This is a genomic window from Sphingomonas sp. LHG3443-2, from assembly GCF_049896405.1.
Taxonomy (GTDB): domain Bacteria; phylum Pseudomonadota; class Alphaproteobacteria; order Sphingomonadales; family Sphingomonadaceae; genus Sphingomicrobium.
Genome location: NZ_JAFCUG010000001.1, coordinates 1,093,793 through 1,114,885, shown reverse-complemented (window position 1 = coordinate 1,114,885; position 21,093 = coordinate 1,093,793). Strand labels below are relative to the sequence as shown.

Here is a 21,093-nt window from a genome sequence, read left to right as displayed (position 1 = left end):
CGCCCGCGTCCCTCTAGGAAGAAGGCAACAGGCATCTTCCAAAAGGATTTGAGCAATGACGCTGAGGATTTCCCTTCGCGACGGCGAAAAGGTGGTGATCAACGGAGCGGTGATCCGTGCCTCCGGCCGCACCGATCTCGCGATCGAAAGCAAGGTCACCATCCTGCGCGGCCGCGAGATCATGACCCCGGCCGACGCCACCAGCCCGGCACGCGCGCTCTATTTCCACACCATGATGGCCTATCTCGATCCGGACGGCATCGCGGGCCACCACAGCGCCATCCTTGCGACCATCCCGCGGGTGGCGAGCCTCGCTTTGGGCGAGGACGGACGTCAGGCCATTGCCAAGTTCGCCACTCGGGCAGCGTCCGCCGACTACTACCGCGCGCTTGGCGAATGCAGGGTGCTGATGCGGATCGAAGAGGAAGCGACGGCGACCCTCGCGGAGCAAGCAGCCTGAGCAGCATCGCCGCCCTTGCCGTACTCGGGGAACGGGTCCGCGCCGCCGATCCGCATCGCCGCTTCGGCAAGCTGACCCGCGTCCAGGGCGCCTGCCTCAGCATCTCCGGCCTCGGCGGCGCGGCGCGGATCGGCGCGCGGCTTCACCTGGCCGGAAGCGACGGTCCGCTCGCCGCCGAGGTCACCGCCTTGGACGGCGAGACGGCGACCGCGATGGCCTTTGCCCCGACCGAAAGCCTCGTCACCGGCACGTCCGCCGAACTGGTCGCCGCCGAAGCCGCGCTGCGCCCGTCGCCCGCCTGGCTCGGCCGCGTCATCGACGGCCTCGGCGCCCCGCTCGACGGCCTCGGCCCGCTCGAACAGGGCCTCGCGCCCGCCCCCTTGCGCGCACCGCCGCCGCCCGCCGCCGAACGCGCCCGCGTCGGTCCGCTGCTCGCCACCGGCGTCCGCGCGCTCGATCTGTTCGCGCCGCTCTGCGAAGGGCAGCGGCTCGGCCTTTTTGCCGGCTCCGGTGTCGGCAAGTCGGTGCTGCTCTCCATGCTCGCGCGCTGGGCCGACTGCGACGTCGCGGTGATCGGGCTGATTGGTGAGCGCGGCCGCGAGGTGCAGGAATTCATCGCCGACGACCTCGGACCCGACGGCCTCGCGCGCTCGGTGGTGGTCGTCGCCACCTCCGACGCCCCCGCGCTGATGCGCCGCCAGGCGGCCTTCGCTACCCTTGCCGTCGCCGAGCATTTCCGCGCGCAGGGCCTGCGCGTCCTCTGCCTCATGGACAGCGTCACCCGCTTCGCCATGGCCGGGCGCGAAATCGGCCTGGCCGCCGGCGAGCCGCCTGCTACCCGCGGCTATCCGCCCTCGGTCTTCTCCGACCTCGCCCGCCTGCTCGAACGCGCCGGCCCCGGCCGCGTCGGCGAAGGCAGCATCACCGGCCTGTTCACGGTGCTGGTCGACGGCGACGATCATGACGAGCCGGTCGCCGACACCGTGCGCGGCATCCTCGACGGCCACGTGGTAATGAGCCGCCGCATCGCCGAACGCGGCCGCTACCCCGCCATCGACCTCCTCAAATCCGTCAGCCGCACCCTGCCTCACTGTCTTCCGGCCGAGGACAATGCGCTGCGCCTCGAAGCACGCCGGGTCCTCTCGACCTACGCCGACATGGAAGAACTGATCCGCCTCGGTGCTTATGCCCCCGGTGCCAGCCCGGAAGTCGACCGCGCCATCGCCGTCGCGCCGGGCATCGAAGCCTTGCTTACCCAGACCAAAGCCGACCGCGGCAAACCGGCGGACGCCTTCGCCGCCATGGCCGGGCTGGTCGCATGACCGGCCTCGCCGCCGCCATTCGCCTGCGCAAGCGACAACTCGACGCGCTTGCCATGCGGCTTGCCGCCAAGCAGGCCACCGTCCACGCGCTTGCCAGCGAACGCGAGGACCTCACCCGCCGCCGGGTGGCCGAACGCCACCTCGCTGCCGCCGCACCGCTGCCTTGCGATCCCTGGTTCACTCGCGGAGCTCACCGCCTGCTCGCGCTCGCCGCGGCCCAGGCCGATGCCGAGCAAGCGCTGTCGTCGCTCCGCCAGGAAGCCGTGCAGGCGCGTGCCCGGCTGCAGCTGCTGGAAGACGCCGCGGCCGACGCAAGCCGCGCGGCCGAGCGTCGCCGGGAAGCCAAGGCCGAAGCGGCGCTCGATGACCGCATTGCCGCAGCCTGGCACCGCCGATGACCCACGCGACCTCGTCCGCGCTGGCGCCGTTGCCGCCATCGGTCCGCGCCGACCTCCTCTATCGCGCGGCGCGGTTCGAGCTCGACAACCGCTTGTGGCAAGCCGCGCTCGGCGGCAGCGACCGCTCGCCACCTGATGCGGCGGCTGGCGCCCCGAGCGGCGGACTGCTTCGTCTCGACACACTGATCGAAGCGCTTGCGGCCGAGGAGCGGCTCCGGCCTACCCTTGCCCCTGAAGCTCCACCTCCCCCTGACCCCTCGGGCCCGCTCGACCTCGGCGTCAACCAGCCGCTCGCCCCTGCGCTGGAGCGCGCCGCGGCCCGGACCGGGCTCCAGCCCGCCATGCTCGCCTCCATCGTCGATGCCGAAGCCGCCCGCCGCCGCGATGGCAGCTGGGATCCCGCCAGCCGCAACCCGCGCTCCAGTGCCGCCGGCCTTGGCCAATTCCTGTCCGGCACCTGGCTCGACGAAGCGCGCCGCCCGGGCAGTTGGCTCAACACCACCGCACAGGCGCGTGGCTGGCTCGGCGCGGACGGTTCGGTCCGCCCAGAAGCGCGCGGCGCCGTCCTCGCGCTCCGCACCGACCCAGCCGCCTCGATCGAAGCAATCGCCGATCATGCCGCGGCCAACCTCCGCTCACTTCGCGCTCGCGGCATCACGCCGGACGACGGGCCAGGTACCGCCCGCGCCGCCTATCTCGCTCATCACCTCGGCCTTGGCGACACGCTGCGCTACCTTGGCGGCGGCCTTGGCGAGCGGCGCGCAGGCCACCTGCTCGCCGCGCAGGTCGGCAGCGCCGCCGCCGAACGTCGCATCGCCGCCGCCGGCAGCGCAACCTCCGCACACCGCGCCTGGCTCGACAGCTACGTCGACAAGCGCATCCAGCCGAACCGATTCATTTCCGCCTGACGCCGGAGTTTACCTCCGTTTTGGGGGGAGGCGGCAGTCCTGCCCACCGCGCCGCTCTTGGGGAGACCTTCATTCAATCCGCTCCGGAGGATCAGGTCCATGCCGGTTAACGGCCCCGGCTGCTTTCTCCTCTCACCGGGCGAGCAGGGATGGTCCCTCCGCCCCGACCCGGGGGGGTTTTAGAAGCCATGTCCAAGACCACTGCAGCGCTCGAAGTCGTCGTTGCCGAGATCAAAGCGATCCACACCGTTGCCGATGGCAAGCCCACGGCCCGCCAGCGCCGCGACACCGACGTCGCCTTCATGCGTCTGCTGCGGATCCTCAGCCCCCGCTTTCGCCACTTCATCCGCCAATATGGCCTTGGTGGTCACTGGGACGATGCCGAGCAGTGCTGCGCCATCGCCGTGCACCGCGCGATCGAAGCCTACGACCCTGAAAAGGCGCAGTTCACCACCTTCGTGAACTGGCAGATCCGCGGAGAGCTCCAGTCGCTCCGTTTCCGCGTCATGACCGACCAGCGCCCCTCGGCGCAGAAGGTCTCGGCGACCACCGTCTCGCTCCACAACGTCACTTCAGGCGCCGACGGCGAGGAAGCTTCGCTCGAAGCCCTGATCGAGGACGAAGACGCGCTGGCCCGCACCGAGGCCTCGGCCAGCGACTATCTCGCCCGCGCCGCCGCGCAGTGCCTGATCGAGGAGTTCGTCAACAAGGGCCGTCACGCCGCGCTCGAGGGCCTACGCCGCAAGCAGCCCAAGCGCGAACTTGCCCGCGCGCTCAAGGCCGGCGGCCGCGCCGGGCTGAACGAGGAAGCGGTGGACGCGATCGAAGCCAAGCTCGAGCGCGACCGCGAGATCCTCTCGGCCCGCGTGTTCGGCGAGCTTGCCGATTATGACGCGCCCGAAGGCAGCGGCCTCAGCCGCGAACAGGTCCGCCAGATCGGCAAGCGCGCCGCCAAGGTGATGGCTGAACTGGCCGAGGTGAACCCGCGCTTCCAGGTCATGGCCGACTACGGCCCGACCATCGCCAGCCGCAAGTCGGACAAGGCCAGCCTGCTCCCCGACGCTGGCTCCGCCACCGGTACGCGGGTGATTGCGGTGCGCGACCTCGATGCCGACGCCGGTCTCGCTTCCGTCCACCATCTGCAGCCCCGCCAAGGCCGCCTCGCCGCCTGAGCCATCAACCTCCCGCCGGTCACTGATCCCCGCTGCTCCCCGGAGCGGCGGGGTTTCTTCTGTCGATTGCAGGAGCCCATGCGCAAAAGAAAATGGCCCGGCAGCATATGCGCTGCCGGGCCATGGCCAGCCCTCATGGGGGGAGAGTGGGCTGGACCTTAGAACTCCTTCCAGTCCGCCTCGATCGGGCGGGTCAGCGCGCTGATCGCGCTGGCGGGGAGTGGTTTCACCGGAGACTGATATGCTCCTTCCTTGGCGCGCTTCGGCAGCTTGGGCGCGGGCGCCGCTGCCGCGCTGCCGTCGCAGCGGAAGCGGCCGGCCTGATCGGCCAGCCCGCTGACCTCGCTGAGGAGATTGCGCGCCGCGGCCGAGGTTTCCTCCACCATTGCCGCATTCTGCTGCGTCGACTGATCCATGCTCGCAATCGCGGTGTTGATCTCGGTGATCGCCAGCGCCTGCGCCTGGTTGTCCGACGCCATCTGCCCGAGCAGCTGGTGCACCTCCCCAACGTCGACCGAGATGTTCTGCAAGGCGCCGTCGACCTGGCTTACTGCCTGGACGGCCGTGACGATGTCGGTCTGAGTGACGGTGAGCTGGTCGCGCGCGCGCTTGGCTTCCTCTTCGGCCCGCATGGCAAGCGCGCTGACGAGATCGGCCACCACCGCAAAGCCGCGGCCAGCTTCGCCAGCGCGGCCTGCTTCAACCGCGGCGTTCATCGCCAGCACGCGGGTCTGGAAAGCGATCTTGTCGAGACCTTCGATCACGCTGTCGATGCCCTTGGCGCTTTCGCTGACCCGGCCCATTGCCTGCACCGCTTCGTCGGCAAGGCCGCGCCCGCCGCTGACGGTGGCGATCGCCTGGTCGGCACGGCCCACGGTCTGGGTCGCCGCGCCAGCCGTCGCCTTGAGTCGTTCGTCCATTTGCACGATGGCGGCGCTGGTCTCTTCCAAACTTGCGGCATTGCTTTCGGTGCGCCGGGCAAGATCCTCGCTCGCCTGCGCGATCTCGCCGCTCCCGGTGCGGATCTCTGCCGCGCTTTCAGCCACCGAGCGGATCAGCTCGGCGATAGCCGCCACCGCTTCATTATAGGCCGTCTTCAGCGCTTCATAAGCTTGCGGCGCGTCGGCGGTGATCCGCACGGTCAGGTCCCCGCCCCGCAACGCCTTCAGCGCATCGCCGAACAGATCAACCACGGCCGCCTGCTCTTCGGCCTGCGCGACCATCTGCTTTTTGGCCGTGTCACGGAATACGAACATCGCCCTGGTCAGGCGTCCGACGCAATCGGTGTAGTTCGTGAACTCGATCGGGGAATCGAGATCGCCCTTGGCCAGCGCTTCCATGCGGACAACCGTGCTGGCGTACGGATGCGCAATGGCTTCGCGGTACCATGCTCCCAGCGCAACCGCCGTCACCGCAGCGGCAGCGCCCACAGCTGCCGTGAAGAAGTCCCCGCGAAGCAGGGCCGCTACTGTAGGGAAACAGACCAGCGCCGTCATGGAAGCGAAAACCGTGAAGAGCTTGCTTCGGATCGGCGCGCTCTCGCGGAAGGATGTCATCATTCTTTCTCTCCTTGAGACCGGTCAAAGAAAGCTCAGAAGGCACACGCTTCACCAAGAAGTGCCGCCGCCCCGCCAGCGTCTTCGACCTTGAACTTTCGGCGCTGCGCAGAAGCTTGCCGCACCCGACCGCTGCGTCGTTGCTCCCTTTGTAGAGGGCTGCGCTGGTGGCACGGGCGGACAGGGCCAATCAGCCGTATCGGAATGGGCGGGGCCGGATTGTCGCTCAGGTCGTTGCCCGCAAGAATGGATCGCCCGGCCCCCCGCGAACAGCGCCTACGCTCCTGGCGGCCACGGCAGCTGCTGATCACCCGCTCGGCGCGCGAGCATGCGCACGGCCGCGCCATTGCCGAGCGCGCCGCCGCGCGCGGCATCCCGGTCACCGAGCTTCCCGGCAACCAGCTTCGCCTCGGCCTTCCGGAGGACGAGCGCCGCGCTTATGCAGCCGCCAAATCGACCCTTGCGGTGGTCAACGCGCCGCCATCCAAGCTCCGCCTCCAGCCGATTGCCCCCAGCGCCGACTGGCGCGTCGACCTCGCCGAAGGCTGCCCCGCTCACTGCGCCTATTGTTACCTTGCCGGCTCGCTCAAAGGCCCGCCGATCACCCGCGTGTACGCCAACCTCGACGAGATCACCGCCGCGCTTCTACCCTACCTCGGCCAGGGCCGCATCACGTCGCGCTCGGCCGCCCGCGCGCACGAAGGAACCACCTTCGAAGCAAGCTGCTACACCGATCCCCTGGCGCTCGAACCGCTGACCGGCAGCCTCGCGGCGCTGATCCGCTTCTTCGGCGCGTGGGAAGCGGACGTGCAGCTCCGTTTCACCAGCAAGTTCGCCGACGTCTCTTCGCTGCTCGACCTTCCGCACGGCGGCCGCACCCGGATGCGCGCCTCGATCAACCCGCCCGGCTACCACCGCTTCGAAGCCGGCACCGACCCGGTCGCCGCCCGCCTCCGCGCGCTGCGCCGCATGGCCGCCGCGGGCTACAAGGTGGGGCTCACCATCGCTCCGATCATCGCTGCTGACGGCTGGCGGGACGCCTATGCCGCCCTGATCGCCGCCGCGGCGACACAGCTGCGCGATGTGCCGAACCTCGACCTCACCGCCGAGCTCATCACCCACCGCTTCACGCCCGGCAGCCGGGCGGTGCTGGCAAGCTGGTATCCGGGATCGGACCTCGAGATGGACCCCGAGCAGCGCGCCGAAAAACGCACCAAGTTCGCCGGTACCAAATTCGTCTACCCGCCTGAGCTGATGAAGGAATTAAAGGCTTTCTTCCACGAAGAGCTGGCGGCGACCTTGCCGCAGGCCCGCATTCTTTATTGGACGTGAGAGCGTGCGAGCAGATGGTGATCGGTCTGCATGAACCTGTTTGCCCACCAATCTCGCGGCAAGCGGACGCGAGAGCCTAGTCAGTCCGCGGCAGCCCGACTGTGCCCCCTATGCGGCGCGGCTCTGCAAATCCGCAAAGCCAATGAACTGCGCGCGAAGGCTGGCATCGTCGATCGGATCGACGAGCTTGGTGACCACTTTCGCCAACTGCTCGTCGTCCGACAACTCCGGTCCGCCCGCGACGTAGCCCATCGACCATTCCCCGAACTGACGCTGGTCAAGGTATTGCTCGCTCAGCAGCACGCAGGCGTAATGCCGAGTGTCCTTCACGATTCGCGCATAAGTCGCGCGCACGGCATCGGTCGGACCTTCCAGCGCTTGCAGGAAGCGCCGTTGGCCGGCGACCAGCAGACCGGTGACGCCGTTGCGAGAATTGTTGGTGCGAGAGACCGCCAGAACATCTTCGCAGACTGAAGCGGTAATCGGCTGCCGGGCCGAGCTAATGTAGACCAGTTGAAGCAAGACACTCTCCGGACGGTGATGATCCTGCTTTGCACCAGAAGTCTTTAAGAAGAACTAATCGGAGATCCGCTCCGGGCGTAAGCAGACGGGGGAGGCTCTACTCCAAGCCGCCCAGTGCTCCCTCTTATCGGACCAGCCAGCCCTTCTGCTGCAAGCTGCGCCGCCAGGCTTTCTCAAAGCATCCCGTTCCTGCCGACAGGCCGATGTTGGAGCAGCTGCCGATTCCGCTGTCGCCCTCGGCGATCCAGCCCATCCGCTCGGTCATCGCACCCTTGAAGTTACCTTTGGGATCATAGGGCGCAGTCGGGTCGGTGACCTGGTAGCGGTTCTTCTGCTCGCGCCGGCCGCAGACCGTGACGTCGGCTTCCTTGTCCTTGAGGCGGCACTCCTGCCGCGCCACCTCGCGCCGCGCTTCGGCGGCAAGGTCGGGTCCGAGCGCCAGGGCGAACAGCAGCAGCATGGCCTCACCATGCGCCTCGCCACGCCCCTCCGCAAGCCGGCCCACGCCGAGCGAACTAGCCGGAGGCAAGAAACCGCTGTCCTACAACAAACCATATCGGTTAGCTTTTCTGCGACTCGGGACGACCGCTTGCTGGAGCCGCGCATGTTTGACGACCAATCTTCCCACGACGTCGATCAGTTGATCGACGAGCTGATCACGCGCGAAGGTGGCTACAGCAACCACCCGGCCGATCGCGGCGGTCCGACGCGCTACGGGATCACCGAAGCGGTTGCCCGCGCGCACGGCTATACCGGCCCGATGTCGCTTCTGCCTCGCGATGAGGCGGCCGCCATCTACCGCCGGCTTTACTGGCTGCGCCCACGCTATGACCAGGTCGCACGGCGCAGCGCCAGGATCGCGGCGGAGCTGTTCGACACCGGCGTCAACATGGGGCCGGGGGTGGCCACCACCTTCCTTCAGCGAGCCTTGTCGGCGCTCAACCGCCAGGCGAAGGACTTTCCCGATCTGGTTCCTGATGGCCGCGTCGGTCCGGCCACGCTCGGCGCGCTGGACAAGTTTCTCGCGCTTCGCGGGCCGGGCGGGGAGAAGGTGCTGATGCGTGCGCTCGAAGCGATGCAGGGCGAGCGCTACCTCCGTCTGGCCGAGAAGCGCCCGGCCAACGAAGCCTTTCTCTACGGTTGGCTCGCGAACCGCATCGGTCAAACCGATTGACACGGGGGGCCGAACCGCCGCCGACCCCCGCCCTATGTGAACTTTGAGAACTTCGCCTCCGGAAAGCAGGACAACCACCATGCCCCTACTCGATGCCATCGTCGGCCCGCTCGGCAAGCTGATCGACAAGATCATTCCCGATCCCCGCGCCCGCGATGCCGCCAAGCTCGAATTGCTGAAGCTTCAGGGCGATCAGGAAGCCGCGCAGATCGCGCAGCAGATGCAGGCCATCATCGCCGAAGCGAACAGCCACGATCCTTGGACCAGCCGCGCGCGCCCGAGCTTTCTTTACGTCATGTATGCGCTGATGCTGTGGTCGGTGCCGATGGGCCTGATCGCCGCGGTTGATCCATCCAAGGCCAATGCCATCGCGGTCGGCATGACCTCCTATCTTCGCGCCTTGCCGGACGAGCTCTACACCCTCTTCGGCACCGGCTACCTCGGTTACACCGCCGCCCGCACCTGGGGAAAGGTCAAGGGCGCCGAACGCTGACGCGCCTGCAACACTCACCCGCGCAAGTGATGCCTTAATCCCCTTGCATCGCTTCGCCCGTGGAACGATCCTTCCCCTCCGCCTTTTGATGAGGGCGGACAGGAGGGATCGTTTTCGTGGGGCCACAGCTCGAACCGGGACGCAATTGCTGGCGGATTGAGCAGGCGGGCCGCGCGTCGGTGATCGTCGACGCCTGCGATTACTACCACATCATTCGCCAGATGATGGAGCGGGCCGAGCGCCGCATCCTGATCATCGGCTGGGATTTCGATCCCCGCATCCTGCTGGACCGCGACGACAGCGACGAAAGCCTTGGCGACTTCCTGCTCGGGCTCGCCCGCAAGAAGCCCAACGTCGACATCCGGATCCTGAAATGGGATCTGGGCGCCCTGAAGTTGCTGGTCCGCGGCAAGGCGCTCGGCTGGCTGGCCCGGCTGGCCTGGCAGAAATCGATCAGGTTCACCCTCGACCACGCCCATCCGGCGGGATGCAGTCACCACCAGAAGATCGTGGTGATCGACGACAGCTTCGCCATCTGCGGCGGTATCGACATGACCGGCGACCGCTGGGACCGGACCGAGCATAATGACGACGAGCCCAAGCGGGTCCGTCCAAACGGCAAGCCCTACGGGCCATGGCACGACGTCACCATGGCGGTCGACGGTCCGCTGGCGCGCGCGCTCGCCGAACTCAGCCGCGACCGCTGGCGCCGCGCCACCGGCGACGAGCTGCCCGAGCTAGAACAGCGTCACGACTTCTGGCCCGACGAGCTCGCCCCCCATTTCACCGACGCCCGCTTTGCCATCGCCCGCACCCAGGCCGCGTTCAAGGAATGGGACGAGGTCAAGGAAGTGGAGGCGCTCTTCATCGACGCGATCGAGAGCGCCCGCGACTTCATCTACTTCGAGAACCAGTACTTCACCTCGCCGCGCATCGCCGCCGCCATCATGCGCCGGCTGGAGAAGCCCCACCCGCCCGAAATCGTGCTCGTCACCCCCATCACCGCCGACGGCTGGCTCGAGCAGGTGGCAATGGACGCGACCCGGCTACGGCTGATGAAGATCATCGGCGCAGTCGATCCCGAAAACCGCTTTCGCATCTACACGCCGAAGACCAAGGGCGGGCAGGACATCTATGTCCATGCCAAGGTGATGATCGTCGACGATGCCTTTCTCAAGATCGGCTCGGCCAACATGAACAACCGCAGCCTTGGTCTCGACAGCGAATGCGACCTCGCGCTGATCGACGAGGAGCAGCACCGCGCCTGCGTTCGGGCCGTGCGCGAACGGCTGATGGCCGAGCATCTGTGCGCCACCGAGGAGCAGGTGCGCGAGGCGTTCGAGCGGACGGGCTCTCTTCGCGCCACCATCGCCGAGCTGACGAAGCCCGACGACCGCCGGCTCGAGCCGTTGCCCTACGAGAAGCCGGAGGGCGCTGCCTGCTTCATCGCCGAGACCGAACTGCTCGATCCCAAGAGCCCCGACGCGATGTTCGAAGGCATGACCCGCCGCACCCTGTTCGATCCCTTGCGCGGGCGCTTCAAGGCGCTTCGCCGGAGGGGCCGGAAACTGCCGGTCTGATGGCCCGGTCGAACCGGCGGCGGCGCTGGCAAAACATCCCCCGGGTCGCCGCGGAATTGGTCGATCGCTTCGGCTGGAGCCCGGTCGCGCTGCTCAACACCATTGATCGCCTGACCCCCGGCCGCGGTGACCGGGCGCGCAAGGTGGGCGACGGGATCAGCTACGGTCCGCTGGGGCGGCAGCAACTCGACATCTGGGCTCCGACCCATCCCGACAGCGCGCGGCTGCCTGTCATGATCTTCTTCTACGGAGGCGGCTGGCATGCGGGCGAACGCGGCGACTACGGCTTTGCTGCTGCCGCCTTCGCTGGCCACGGGTTCCTCGCCATCGTGCCCGACTACCGCCTGGTGCCCGAGGTGCGATACCCAAGCTTCCTGGAAGATGCCGCACTCGCCGTCCGCTGGGTGTTCGCGCACATCGCGGAATATGGCGGCGACCCGGCCAAGATCACGGTCGGCGGGCATAGCGCGGGAGCCTACATCGCTGCCATGCTCGCGCTCGACCCGCGTTGGCTTGGCGCGGTGCAGCTTGGGCCCGACACGATCCGTGCCGGGGTGCTGCTGTCCGGTCCGTTCGACTTCGCACCCTTTCGCGAATGGCGCGGGCGGGCGACCTTCGGCGGCTATCATGACCCCGCCGATACCCAGCCCATTAATCATTGCCGTGCGGACGCTCCGCCGCTGCTGCTCCAGCACGGCAGTTCCGACCGGCTGGTCTATGCCAAGAACAGCCGCGCGCTCGACGAAGCGCTGACCCGCACGGGCGCCCCGCACGAGCTGCGCATCTACAAAGGGTGCGATCATGCCGGCACGGTGGTCGCCCTGTCTCGCCCCTTCCGCGGCCGCTTTCCGGTGTTGGCGGACGCCGTCCGTTTCTTGCGCTCCGTGCTCGGGCTTCCCACCTCCCCGCCAACACCATGAGCGGGACACATATGGAACAATGGCACGGCACCACGATCATCGGGGTGCGCAAGGACGGTCGCACGGTGATCGCCGGCGACGGTCAGGTCAGCATGGGCAATACGGTGATGAAGCCCAACGCCCGCAAGGTTCGGAGGCTGGGCAAGGACGGCAAGGTGATCGGCGGGTTCGCCGGTGCCACAGCCGACGCCTTCACCCTGTTCGAGCGGCTGGAAAAGAAGCTCGAAGCACATAACGGCCAGCTGCTCCGCGCCGCCGTCGAGCTCGCCAAGGATTGGCGCACCGACAAGTTCCTGCGCAATCTCGAAGCGCTGATGATCGTCGCCGATGCCGACGTGCTGCTGGTCATCACCGGTAACGGCGACGTACTGGAGCCCGAAGGCGGTATCGCGGCGATCGGCAGCGGCGGCAATTACGCGCTGTCGGCCGCCAAGGCCCTGGTCGACTACGAGCCCGATCCCGAGAAACTCGCCCGCAAGGCCATGGCGATCGCTGCCGAGGTATGCGTGTTCACCAACGACCGGGTGGTCGTGGAAACCGTCTGAGGCGCAAGGAAAACACATGCTTTATTCACGGCTTGGCACGTCCGGCCTGATCGTCTCGCGCTTGAGCCTGGGAACGATGACGTTCGGCACCGGCGGCGGCAACAAGGCGATCGCCAAGACCGATCCGGCAGCGGCGGGGCGCATCCTCGACCGTGCGGTCGACGCCGGTGTCAACTTCATCGACACGGCCGATGTCTATTCCGAAGGTCAGTCGGAGGAGATGCTGGGCGAGCTGATCCGCGGCAAGCGACAGGACCTCATCATCGCTACCAAGGCCGGCTGGCGCAGCGGTAGGCCGCTGCATCGTAGCGGCCTGTCGGCGGCGCACCTGCTGTCGTCGATCGACGAAAGCCTGACCCGGCTCGGGACCGACTACACCGACGTCTACATCGCTCATCGCAACGACGATCAGACGCCGCTCGAGGAAACGCTCCAGGCGCTGGACGCCATCATTCGCTCGGGCAAGGCACGCTACCTTGGTGTGTCGAATTGGGCGCCGTGGAAGGTTGCCGCCGCGCTTGAACTGCAACGCGCCAATGGCTGGGCGCCGTTCACGCACGTGCAGATGATGTACCACCTGCTCGGCCGCGGCATCGAGCAGGAGATGACCGGAATGCTCGCCCATTACGGGCTGGGTCTCACCGCCTGGAGCCCGCTGGCCGGCGGCTTCCTGTCCGGCAAATACACCCGCGAGAACCTGGCCGATCCGAACTTCCGTTTGTCCGGTTTCGACATGATCCCGTTCGACAAGGAGCATGGCTTTGCCCTTGTCGAGCAGATGCGCGCGATTGCGGACGCAAAAGGTGTCAGCGTTGCCCAGGTCGCGCTTGCCTGGCTGCTCTCCAAGCCGGCCGTGTCGAGCGTCATCATCGGCGCTTCCAAGATCGAGCAGCTCGACGACAATCTCGCGGCAGCCGACCTCTCGCTCGATGGCGACGAACTCGCCGCGCTCGATGAGGCGACTTTGCCCAAGCCCGACTATCCGGTGTGGGTGACCCGCGTCGTCGACCAACCCATTACCAATGCCCTCGCCGCCAAGCCTGGCGAGCGTCCGACCCTTGAGGCTCCCAACGTCGTATGAATGACAATCTCACACCCAAGACCATCGTTGCTGCTTTGGACGATCACATCATCGGCCAGGCCGACGCCAAGCGCGCCGTTGCGGTCGCCATGCGCAATCGCTGGCGCCGTCAGCAGCTCGGTCCGGAGCTTCGCGACGAGGTTACGCCCAAGAACATTCTTATGATCGGGCCGACCGGTTGCGGCAAGACCGAGATCAGCCGCCGCCTGGCGAAGCTGGCCGACGCGCCGTTCGTGAAGGTCGAGGCCACCAAGTTCACCGAGGTCGGCTACGTCGGCCGCGACGTTGAGCAGATCGCCCGCGACCTGGTCGAGGAAGCGGTGCGTCTTGAAAAGGAACGCCGCCGTGAGCGCGTTCGCCAGGCCGCCGAAGAGGCCGCGATGGAGCGGTTGCTTGACGCGCTGACGGGCAAGGGCTCGAGTGAAGCGACCCGCGCCTCCTTCCGCCAGCGCTTCTCCGACGGCAGTCTCGACAGCGCCGAGGTCGAGATCGAAGTGACGGAAGCGCCTTCCACCCCCTTCGAGCTTCCGGGCCAAGGCGGCGTCGGAATGATCAATCTCAGCGAGATGATGAGCAAGGCGATGGGCGGCGCGCCCAAGAAGCGGCGCAAGCTGAAGGTGCCGTCGGCCTTCGCCAAGCTGACCGAGGAAGAAGCAGACAAGCGCCTCGACCAGGAAGACGTGACCCGCGCCGCGCTGGCCGACGCGGAAGCCAATGGCATCGTGTTCCTCGACGAGATCGACAAGATCGCGGTCAGCGATGTGCGCGGCGGCTCGGTCAGCCGCGAAGGCGTCCAGCGCGACCTCCTGCCGTTGATCGAAGGCACCACCGTTGCGACCAAGTACGGGCCGCTCAAGACCGACCACATCCTGTTCATCGCGTCGGGCGCGTTCCACGTCGCCAAGCCTTCGGACCTGCTCCCCGAGCTTCAGGGCCGCCTACCGATCCGGGTCGAGCTGAAGGCGCTCAGCGAAGATGATTTCGTCCGCATCCTCTCGGCGACCCGCGCCAGCCTGACCGACCAGTATCGCGCGTTGCTTCAGACCGAGGACGTCACGGTGGACTTCGCCGAAGACGGCATCCGCGCGCTGGCGAAGATCGCGGCCGAGGTGAACGAAAGCGTTGAGAATATCGGCGCGCGGCGCTTGCAGACGGTAATGGAGAAGTTGCTCGAAACCGTCAGCTTCGAGGCCGAGGATCGCCGCGGCGAGACGCTTCTCGTCGATGCCGCCTTTGTCGAGTCGCAACTGGCGGACCTCGCCCGCAACACCGACCTATCGCGCTACGTCCTCTAGGCGCTCGTCGACCTTGCGATAACGCCACAGCAGCCCTTGCGCGAACGGGGTCCAGGCGCTCGTCCGGACCCCGGCAAGCCGCAGCTTGTCGGCCACCCACTGGTTGCAGGTCTGCACCGCACTGGCCTTGCCGCGCGCCTCGTAGAAGGCGTCGTCGGGCCCATAGCCCGGATGATCGATCCGCCGCGGCTTTCCGTCGAAATCGGCGCGAATGGCGGCCCACAGGCGGCGATATTCTTCAGGACGAAGACGCACCGCGTAGAGCTCGGCCCCAGGGTCCGCCGTCTGGTCGACGTGCATCACGCGCTCGCCGCCTGCCAGGGCCGACCACAAGGTGCGCGGCGTGATGTCGCTCCAGCTTGGCGTCTCCAGATACACCCGCCGTTCGCCTGCGCCGAAGCCGTACCAGCGCACTTCGGCCGGCGCCGCGCGGACGTGGCTCGGCGGAAGCTGCGCGCTCCAGTCCAGCCCTTGCGCTTGCGCCGGCATGACAATGTCGACGTGTATTCCGTTGGAGCGGAGATAAACCGTGGTACCCTCCGCCGGCTCGTCCCATCCACGGTTGAGCGGCAGCAAGCTCCCGGCCAGCGCCGCCAGCAGAAAGGCAATCGGAATGGCCGCCAATGCGAGCAGCAGACGCCTGCCCCACACGCCCCTGCGCCGCCGTTTTCCGACCCTTCGCATCACCGCCGCCAAACCCTGCCTTGCCTAATCGGTCCTCGCCAACTATCTGCGCCGCACGTCGTTTGGCTAGCTCCAAGCGGCACCGGTCGGGGCGTAGCGCAGCCTGGTAGCGCATCACACTGGGGGTGTGGGGGTCGCAGGTTCGAATCCTGTCGCCCCGACCATTTACTTTCCTTGAAGCTGGAAAAGAGCCGCGACGCCGATGCCCGAGATGAGCCTGACCCTCGCAGCCGCTGCACCCGCAGCGCCCGGCGGAGTTGCCGCGTTCTTTCTTCAGATCTTCCCTTTCCTGCTGATCTTCGTGATCTTCTATTTCCTGATGATCCGCCCGCAGCAGAAAAAGGTTCGTGATCATCAGGCGATGATCTCCGCGGTCAAGAAGGGTGACGAAGTGATCACCGCCGGCGGTATCCGCGGCCGCGTCACCCGTGTCATCGACGAGCGCGAAGCCGAGGTCGAGATCGCGCAGGGGGTCAAGGTTCGCGTGGTCAAGTCGACCCTCAGCCAAGTGCTGAACGCTGCACCCAAGGGCGCGAACGACTGATGTTCGATCCGCCGAAGTGGAAAATCTGGGGCATCTTCTTGGCGATCGCGCTTGGTATCGCCTTCGCCATCCCGAGCTTTTTCCCCAAGAGTGAGGTCGCGACCTGGCCGAGCCTCGCGCCGCGTACCCAGATCGCACTCGGCCTCGACCTCAACGGCGGCAGCCAGCTCCTCCTCGAAGCCGATCTCGCCGATGCGCAGAAGCAGCGGCTTGCGGCGATGGAAGACAGCGTGTCGCAGGAACTGCGGCGCGATCCGCGCATCCAGGCCGGCGACATCTCGACCGCGGACGGGCGGATCAGCTTCATGCTGCGTGACCCGACACAGCTCGATGCGGCCGTCGAGCGGCTCCGTACGCTCACCGCAGGTGTCGGCCTGACCGGCACTCGCACCTGGAACGTCAGCACCGTCGACGGCAACCGGGTCATCATGACCCCGACGCCCGAAGGCGCGCAGCAGGCGGTCAAGGATGCGATGACGGTGGCGCGCGACGTGGTGCGCCGCCGCATCGATCCGTCGGGTACGCGCGAAGTCACGGTGATCAACCAGGGTGGCAACCGCATCCTGGTGCAGGTGCCGGGTGTCGACGATCCCGAGGCTCTGAAGCGCCTGATCGGTCAGACCGCCCGCCTCGAATTCAAGCTGGTCGACCAGCGCGCCGACCCGAACCAGGTCGCGCAAGGCCGTGCTCCGGCGGGCAGCCAGGTGCTGCAGATGGCCGATGGCTCGGGGCCGATTGCAGTGCAGCGCCGCGTGATGGTCGAGGGCGAGCAGGTCAGCCGCGCGCAGCAGACCTTTGATCAGACCACCGGCGCACCGAACATCACGCTCGGCTTCGATTCCGCCGGCGCGCGCCGCTTTGCCCGCGCTACGACCGAGAATGTCGGCAAGCCGTTCGCCATCATCCTCGACAACAAGGTGCTGTCCGCGCCCAACATCAACGAGCCGATCATCGGCGGCACCGCGACCATCTCCGGCAACTTCACGGTGGAAACCGCAAACGAACTTGCCGTCGCGCTGTCGTCGGGCAAGCTGCCGGTCAAGCTCGACGTCATCGAGGAGCGCACCGTTTCGGCCGAACTCGGCCGCGATTCGATCAGCAAGGGGCTGGTAGCTTCCGCCGTGGCCGTGCTGGCGGTGATGTTGTTCATGATCATCACCTATGGCCGCTTTGGCGTCTACGCGAACATCGCGCTTGTGGTGAACGCCTTCATGATCCTGGCCATCATGGGTATCTTCGGATCGGCATTGACGCTGCCCGGCATCGCCGGCTTCGTGCTGACGATCGGCGCGGCGGTCGACGCCAACGTGCTGATCAACGAGCGCATCCGCGAAGAGCAGCGGCGCGGCCGCAAGCTGCTGGACGCTATCGACACGGGCTACAAGGAAGCATCCACCGCCATCTTCGATGCCAACATCACCAACACCATTGCCGCGGCCGTGATGTGGTACTTTGGCTCTGGCCCGGTGCGCGGCTTCGCCATCGTGCTGCTGATCGGCATCATCACCTCGGTCTTCACCGCGGTGAACTTCACCCGCCTGCTGGTGGCCCTGTGGGTCAAGCGTAAGCGCCCCCGCGAACTGCATATCTGAGGCCGCTGGTCATGAAGCTCCTGAAGCTCGTCCCCGACAACACCAACATCGACTTCATGAAGGTGCGCAACATTGCCCTTCTGCTGTCGATCCTGATCACCGCCGCAAGCCTGGCGCTGGTCGCGGTGAAGGGTCTCAATCTCGGCGTTGATTTCATCGGCGGCCAGGTCGTTCGCACCACCTTCGCCCAGCCGGTCGGGATCGAAGACCTGCGCAGCCGGGTCGAAGCGCTCGATGTCGGCGAAGCCAGCATCCAGGAATTCGGCGACGGCAAGACCTACCAGATCCGCCTGCCGCGGCCGGAAGGGCCCGAATCACAGGCTGCCGCGATCACCGACAAGGTCCGCGGCATGCTCCAGGCGCAATATCCGGGCGTCACCGTCGGCGCGGCCGAAGCGGTGTCTGGCAAGGTGTCCGACGAGCTTGCCAAAGACGGTCTGCTGGCGATCACCCTCGCCATGCTGGGCGTCGCGATCTACATCTGGTTTCGGTTCGAATGGCAGTTCGGCGTTGGCGCGCTGGTGACGCTTGGGCACGACGTCGCGCTGATCCTCGGTTTCTTTGCACTGACGCAGCTTCAGGTCGACCTCAACATCGTCGCGGCCTTCCTCGCGGTGGTCGGCTATTCGCTGAACGACACGGTCGTCATCTACGACCGCATTCGCGAGAATATGCGCAAGTTCCGCAAGATGCAGACGGTGCAGCTTCTCAACCTGTCGCTGAACGAGACCCTGTCGCGCACCATCGTGACCTCCGGCTCGATCATGCTCGCCCTTGCGGTCCTGCTGCTCCTCGGTCCGGACGTCATCTTCGGCCTCACGGCCGCGATCCTGCTCGGCACCTTCATCGGCACCTATTCGTCCATCTACATCTCGGCGCCGATCCTGGTCTGGCTGGGGGTCAAGTCCGACAGTTTCCTCAAGGTCGAGGACAAGGCGGCCAAGGTCACCAGCAGTGACGGCGCGGTGGTGTAAGCACCGGTTCAGCCGGACCCGCTCACTAGCGCTTGGCCTGCCCCTCCGACTGCCCTAGAAAGGCATCCATGCTGAAGCCCAACCGTTTGTTTCTCCTCGCACTGAGCGTTGCGGTGGTGCTGCCCGCCGCCGGGTGCGCCCGCAACCGGACCAAGGCCGACACGGCCTATGTCGCGCGCGACGTGAATACGCTTTACGCGCTGGCCAAAAGCCGGCTCGACCGGGGCGATTATGCGCAAGCGGCCAAGATCTTCGACGAAGTCGAGCGTCAGCATCCTTATTCGGTGTGGGCTCGCCGCGCGCAGCTGATGAGCGCGTTCAGCTATTACATGGCCAAGACCTATCCGGACGCGATCAGCTCGGCCCAGCGCTTCCTGACCATCCATCCGGGTAACAAGGACGCGCCCTACGCCAACTATCTGATCGCGATGAGCTATTACAATCAGATCGGGGACGTTACCCGCGACCAGAAGATCACGGTCCAGTCGAGCGACGCGTTCAATGAGCTCATCCGCCGCTACCCCGAAAGCCGCTATGCGGCCGATGCGCGTTTGAAGCTCGACCTCATCAACGATCAGCTTGCCGGCAAGGAAATGGAAGTCGGCCGCTATTACCAGCGCGCGGGCAACTGGCTGGCCAGCGTCAATCGCTTCCGTGAGGTGGTGGACAAGTATCAGACCACCACTCACACGCCGGAAGCGCTGATGCGCCTGACCGAGAGCTATCTTGCGCTTGGCACTCCGGACGAAGCGTTGAAGTCGGCGGCCGTGCTCGGCCGCAACTACCCCGGCACCGTCTGGTACCAGCGCGCCTATGCGTTGGTACAGCGGCACGCGCCGAACGCCGCTCGCCAGGCGGCTTGAGGAACAGCGCCGGGCCGGCATGCTAAGGCGGCTCGTCATCCGTGACGTGGTGCTGATCGACCGGCTCACCCTCGATTTCGGCGACGGACTTGGCGTGCTCACCGGTGAGACCGGCGCGGGCAAATCCATCCTTCTCGATTCGCTTGGGCTTGCGCTGGGCATGCGGGCCGACAGCGGGCTCGTGCGTTCCGGGCAGGACGCGGCTTCGGTGACGGCCGAGTTCGACCTTGCCGCCGGGCACCAAGCTCTCGCATTGCTGGACGAAGCAGGAGTCGAGCAGGAAGCCGGCGAGCCGCTCATCTTTCGCCGCACGCTCAAGGCCGATGGCGGCAGCCGCGCTTTTCTCGGCGGAGGCCCAGTACCTGCCGCGACCTTGCGTGAGGCCGGCAGCACCCTGGTCGAGATCCACGGCCAACATGACGACCGCGGGCTGCTCAATCCCAAAGGCCACCGCGCCTTGCTCGACAACTTCGGCCGGGTCGATCTCGGTCCCGTGACCCGTACCTGGCGCCGACTGTCGGAGCTTCGCGCCGAGCTCGAGCAGCTGCGGGGCCAGGCCGCCGACGCCGACCGAGACCGCGAGTTCCTCGATCACAGCATCGCCGAGCTCGAAAAACTGCAGCCCGAACCGGGCGAAGAGCAGGCTCTCGCCGACAAGCGGGCGGCCATGAAGGGGTTCGCGCGGATCCAGGCGGATCTGGATGGCCTTGCCGGGCTGTTCACCGGTGCCGAAGGTGGGCTGTCACAGCTCAGGCAGGCGGCGCGGCGGCTGGAGCGGATCGCCGAAGCGCACCCGCTGCTCGCTGAAGCCCTGACCGCGCTTGACCGCGCCCTTATCGAAGGCGGCGAGGCGGAGGAGAAGGTCATTGCCGCGCAGCGCGATCTCGCTTTCTCGCCCGAGGAACTGGACGAAGCGGAAGCCCGGTTGTTCGAGCTTCGCGGCCTTGCCCGCAAACACCGGGTCGAACCCGACCAGCTTGCCGAATTGCTCGACCGCATGCGCGAGCAGCGGCAGGCGATCGACGCGGGCGAGAGCCGAATCGCCGAGCTGGAAAGCGCGCTTGCGGCGGCCGACAAGGAGTATGCCTCGGCCGCGGCCGCGTTGAGCGAGGCTCGCAAGGTAGCGGGAAGCCGGCTCGACCAGGCGGTCGAAGGCGAGTTGGCGCCGCTCAAGCTGGAGGCCGCCCGCTTCCGCACGGTGGTCGCCGGTGGCGAGCCTGGCCCTTCCGGCACGGACCGGGTCGAGTTCGAAGTATCGACCAATCCCGGCGCCCCGTTCGGCGCCCTGACCAAGATTGCATCGGGCGGCGAACTGTCGCGTTTCATCCTCGCGCTCAAGGTCGCGCTGGCGGAAGAAGGCGGCGCGTCGACCATGATCTTTGACGAGATCGATCGCGGGGTCGGCGGCGCGGTGGCGAGCGCGATTGGCGAGCGACTGGCCCGCCTCGCGGCGAAGAGCCAGCTGCTGGTGGTCACGCACAGCCCGCAGGTCGCGGCGCGGGCCAGCCGCCATTATCGCATCGAAAAGAGCCACGGCGGCGAGGGTACCCGCACCACCGTGCGCCTCCTCAATGCCGACGAACGCCGCGAGGAGATTGCACGCATGCTGTCGGGTGCGGCGGTCACCGAAGAAGCACGAGCCCAGGCCGCGCGCCTCCTCGAGACCGCCTGAGGCCCG

22 protein-coding genes and 1 tRNA gene are annotated in these 21,093 nt (G+C 66.9%); 19 read left to right on the top strand and 4 right to left on the bottom strand.

Annotated features, from left to right (window positions below):
• The first annotated feature begins 55 nt into the window (after positions 1-55).
• From ACP69Z_RS05540 to ACP69Z_RS05520, 5 genes are all read left to right on the top strand, one after another.
• Entirely contained in the window at positions 56-460 is a 405-nt protein-coding gene (locus tag ACP69Z_RS05540; protein WP_426266532.1) for a flagellar biosynthesis repressor FlbT, read from the top strand.
• A 5-nt stretch (positions 461-465) separates the two neighbouring features.
• Positions 466-1,782 carry a FliI/YscN family ATPase gene (locus tag ACP69Z_RS05535; protein WP_426268051.1) on the top strand — a complete coding sequence of 439 codons (1,317 nt, stop codon included), beginning with the start codon at positions 466-468 and terminating at the stop codon, positions 1,780-1,782.
• Positions 1,779-2,180, top strand: coding sequence for a hypothetical protein (locus tag ACP69Z_RS05530; protein WP_426266531.1), 402 nt, complete (start codon positions 1,779-1,781; stop codon positions 2,178-2,180). The genes ACP69Z_RS05535 and ACP69Z_RS05530 overlap by 4 nt, the downstream gene beginning before the upstream one ends.
• Entirely contained in the window at positions 2,177-3,088 is a 912-nt protein-coding gene (locus tag ACP69Z_RS05525) for a peptidoglycan-binding protein (protein ID WP_426266530.1), read from the top strand. The genes ACP69Z_RS05530 and ACP69Z_RS05525 overlap by 4 nt, the downstream gene beginning before the upstream one ends.
• A gap of 188 nt (positions 3,089-3,276) precedes the next feature.
• Positions 3,277-4,260 carry a sigma-70 family RNA polymerase sigma factor gene (locus ACP69Z_RS05520; protein WP_426266529.1) on the top strand — a complete coding sequence of 328 codons (984 nt, stop codon included), beginning with the start codon at positions 3,277-3,279 and terminating at the stop codon, positions 4,258-4,260.
• Between the two features lie 158 nt (positions 4,261-4,418).
• Here the strand turns inward: ACP69Z_RS05520 and ACP69Z_RS05515 are convergent, their stop codons facing one another.
• On the bottom strand, positions 4,419-5,819 hold the full coding sequence (locus ACP69Z_RS05515; protein WP_426266528.1) for a methyl-accepting chemotaxis protein: 1,401 nt from the start codon (positions 5,817-5,819) through the stop codon (positions 4,419-4,421).
• A gap of 243 nt (positions 5,820-6,062) precedes the next feature.
• Between ACP69Z_RS05515 and ACP69Z_RS05510 the strand changes: the two genes are divergently transcribed.
• On the top strand, positions 6,063-7,148 hold the full coding sequence (locus ACP69Z_RS05510; RefSeq protein WP_426266527.1) for an SPL family radical SAM protein: 1,086 nt from the start codon (positions 6,063-6,065) through the stop codon (positions 7,146-7,148).
• Between the two features lie 108 nt (positions 7,149-7,256).
• On the opposite strand, the gene ACP69Z_RS05505 is transcribed toward ACP69Z_RS05510, so the two are convergent.
• Positions 7,257-7,670, bottom strand: a complete 414-nt coding sequence (locus tag ACP69Z_RS05505) for a BLUF domain-containing protein (RefSeq protein WP_426266526.1) — start codon at positions 7,668-7,670, stop codon at positions 7,257-7,259.
• Positions 7,671-7,794: 124 nt separating this feature from the next.
• A complete protein-coding gene (locus ACP69Z_RS05500) occupies positions 7,795-8,130 on the bottom strand; it encodes a hypothetical protein (RefSeq protein WP_426266525.1) in 336 nt (111 codons plus the stop codon).
• Between the two features lie 144 nt (positions 8,131-8,274).
• Here ACP69Z_RS05500 and ACP69Z_RS05495 point away from each other — a divergent pair, with 144 nt between their 5' ends.
• From ACP69Z_RS05495 to hslU, 7 genes are all read left to right on the top strand, one after another.
• The gene (locus ACP69Z_RS05495; protein ID WP_426266524.1) at positions 8,275-8,844 is read left to right on the top strand and encodes a glycoside hydrolase family 108 protein; all 570 of its coding nucleotides are present in this window, start codon (positions 8,275-8,277) and stop codon (positions 8,842-8,844) included.
• Positions 8,845-8,923: 79 nt separating this feature from the next.
• Positions 8,924-9,337, top strand: coding sequence for a holin family protein (locus ACP69Z_RS05490; RefSeq protein ID WP_426266523.1), 414 nt, complete (start codon positions 8,924-8,926; stop codon positions 9,335-9,337).
• Positions 9,338-9,453: 116 nt separating this feature from the next.
• Positions 9,454-10,917: a phospholipase D-like domain-containing protein gene (locus ACP69Z_RS05485; RefSeq protein WP_426266522.1), complete on the top strand. Its 1,464-nt coding sequence runs from the start codon at positions 9,454-9,456 to the stop codon at positions 10,915-10,917.
• Positions 10,917-11,837: an alpha/beta hydrolase gene (locus ACP69Z_RS05480; protein WP_426266521.1), complete on the top strand. Its 921-nt coding sequence runs from the start codon at positions 10,917-10,919 to the stop codon at positions 11,835-11,837. The genes ACP69Z_RS05485 and ACP69Z_RS05480 overlap by 1 nt, the downstream gene beginning before the upstream one ends.
• Positions 11,834-12,382, top strand: a complete 549-nt coding sequence (gene hslV / locus ACP69Z_RS05475) for an ATP-dependent protease subunit HslV (protein ID WP_426266520.1) — start codon at positions 11,834-11,836, stop codon at positions 12,380-12,382. Before ACP69Z_RS05480 ends, hslV begins: the two co-directional genes overlap by 4 nt.
• Positions 12,383-12,398: 16 nt before the next feature.
• A complete protein-coding gene (locus ACP69Z_RS05470) occupies positions 12,399-13,463 on the top strand; it encodes an aldo/keto reductase (RefSeq protein WP_426266519.1) in 1,065 nt (354 codons plus the stop codon).
• The gene (gene hslU, locus ACP69Z_RS05465; RefSeq protein ID WP_426266518.1) at positions 13,460-14,758 is read left to right on the top strand and encodes an ATP-dependent protease ATPase subunit HslU; all 1,299 of its coding nucleotides are present in this window, start codon (positions 13,460-13,462) and stop codon (positions 14,756-14,758) included. The genes ACP69Z_RS05470 and hslU overlap by 4 nt, the downstream gene beginning before the upstream one ends.
• Here the strand turns inward: hslU and ACP69Z_RS05460 are convergent.
• The gene (locus tag ACP69Z_RS05460) at positions 14,738-15,409 is read right to left on the bottom strand and encodes a TIGR02117 family protein (RefSeq protein ID WP_426266517.1); all 672 of its coding nucleotides are present in this window, start codon (positions 15,407-15,409) and stop codon (positions 14,738-14,740) included. The two genes, hslU and ACP69Z_RS05460, sit on opposite strands and share 21 nt — an antisense overlap.
• A 120-nt stretch (positions 15,410-15,529) precedes the next feature.
• Between ACP69Z_RS05460 and ACP69Z_RS05455 the strand changes: the two genes are divergently transcribed.
• From ACP69Z_RS05455 to recN, 6 genes are all read left to right on the top strand, one after another.
• A tRNA-Pro gene (locus ACP69Z_RS05455) sits at positions 15,530-15,606 on the top strand.
• 47 nt (positions 15,607-15,653) lie between these two features.
• A complete protein-coding gene (yajC, locus tag ACP69Z_RS05450; protein ID WP_426266516.1) occupies positions 15,654-15,986 on the top strand; it encodes a preprotein translocase subunit YajC in 333 nt (110 codons plus the stop codon).
• Positions 15,986-17,578 (top strand): protein translocase subunit SecD, encoded by a 1,593-nt coding sequence (gene secD / locus ACP69Z_RS05445; protein ID WP_426266515.1) that lies wholly within the window; start codon positions 15,986-15,988, stop codon positions 17,576-17,578. Before yajC ends, secD begins: the two co-directional genes overlap by 1 nt.
• Before the next feature lie 11 nt (positions 17,579-17,589).
• Positions 17,590-18,552 carry a protein translocase subunit SecF gene (secF, locus tag ACP69Z_RS05440; RefSeq protein WP_426266514.1) on the top strand — a complete coding sequence of 321 codons (963 nt, stop codon included), beginning with the start codon at positions 17,590-17,592 and terminating at the stop codon, positions 18,550-18,552.
• 68 nt (positions 18,553-18,620) lie between these two features.
• Entirely contained in the window at positions 18,621-19,415 is a 795-nt protein-coding gene (locus tag ACP69Z_RS05435; protein ID WP_426266513.1) for an outer membrane protein assembly factor BamD, read from the top strand.
• A gap of 19 nt (positions 19,416-19,434) precedes the next feature.
• Positions 19,435-21,087, top strand: coding sequence for a DNA repair protein RecN (recN, locus tag ACP69Z_RS05430; RefSeq protein ID WP_426266512.1), 1,653 nt, complete (start codon positions 19,435-19,437; stop codon positions 21,085-21,087).
• Positions 21,088-21,093 lie beyond the last annotated feature (6 nt).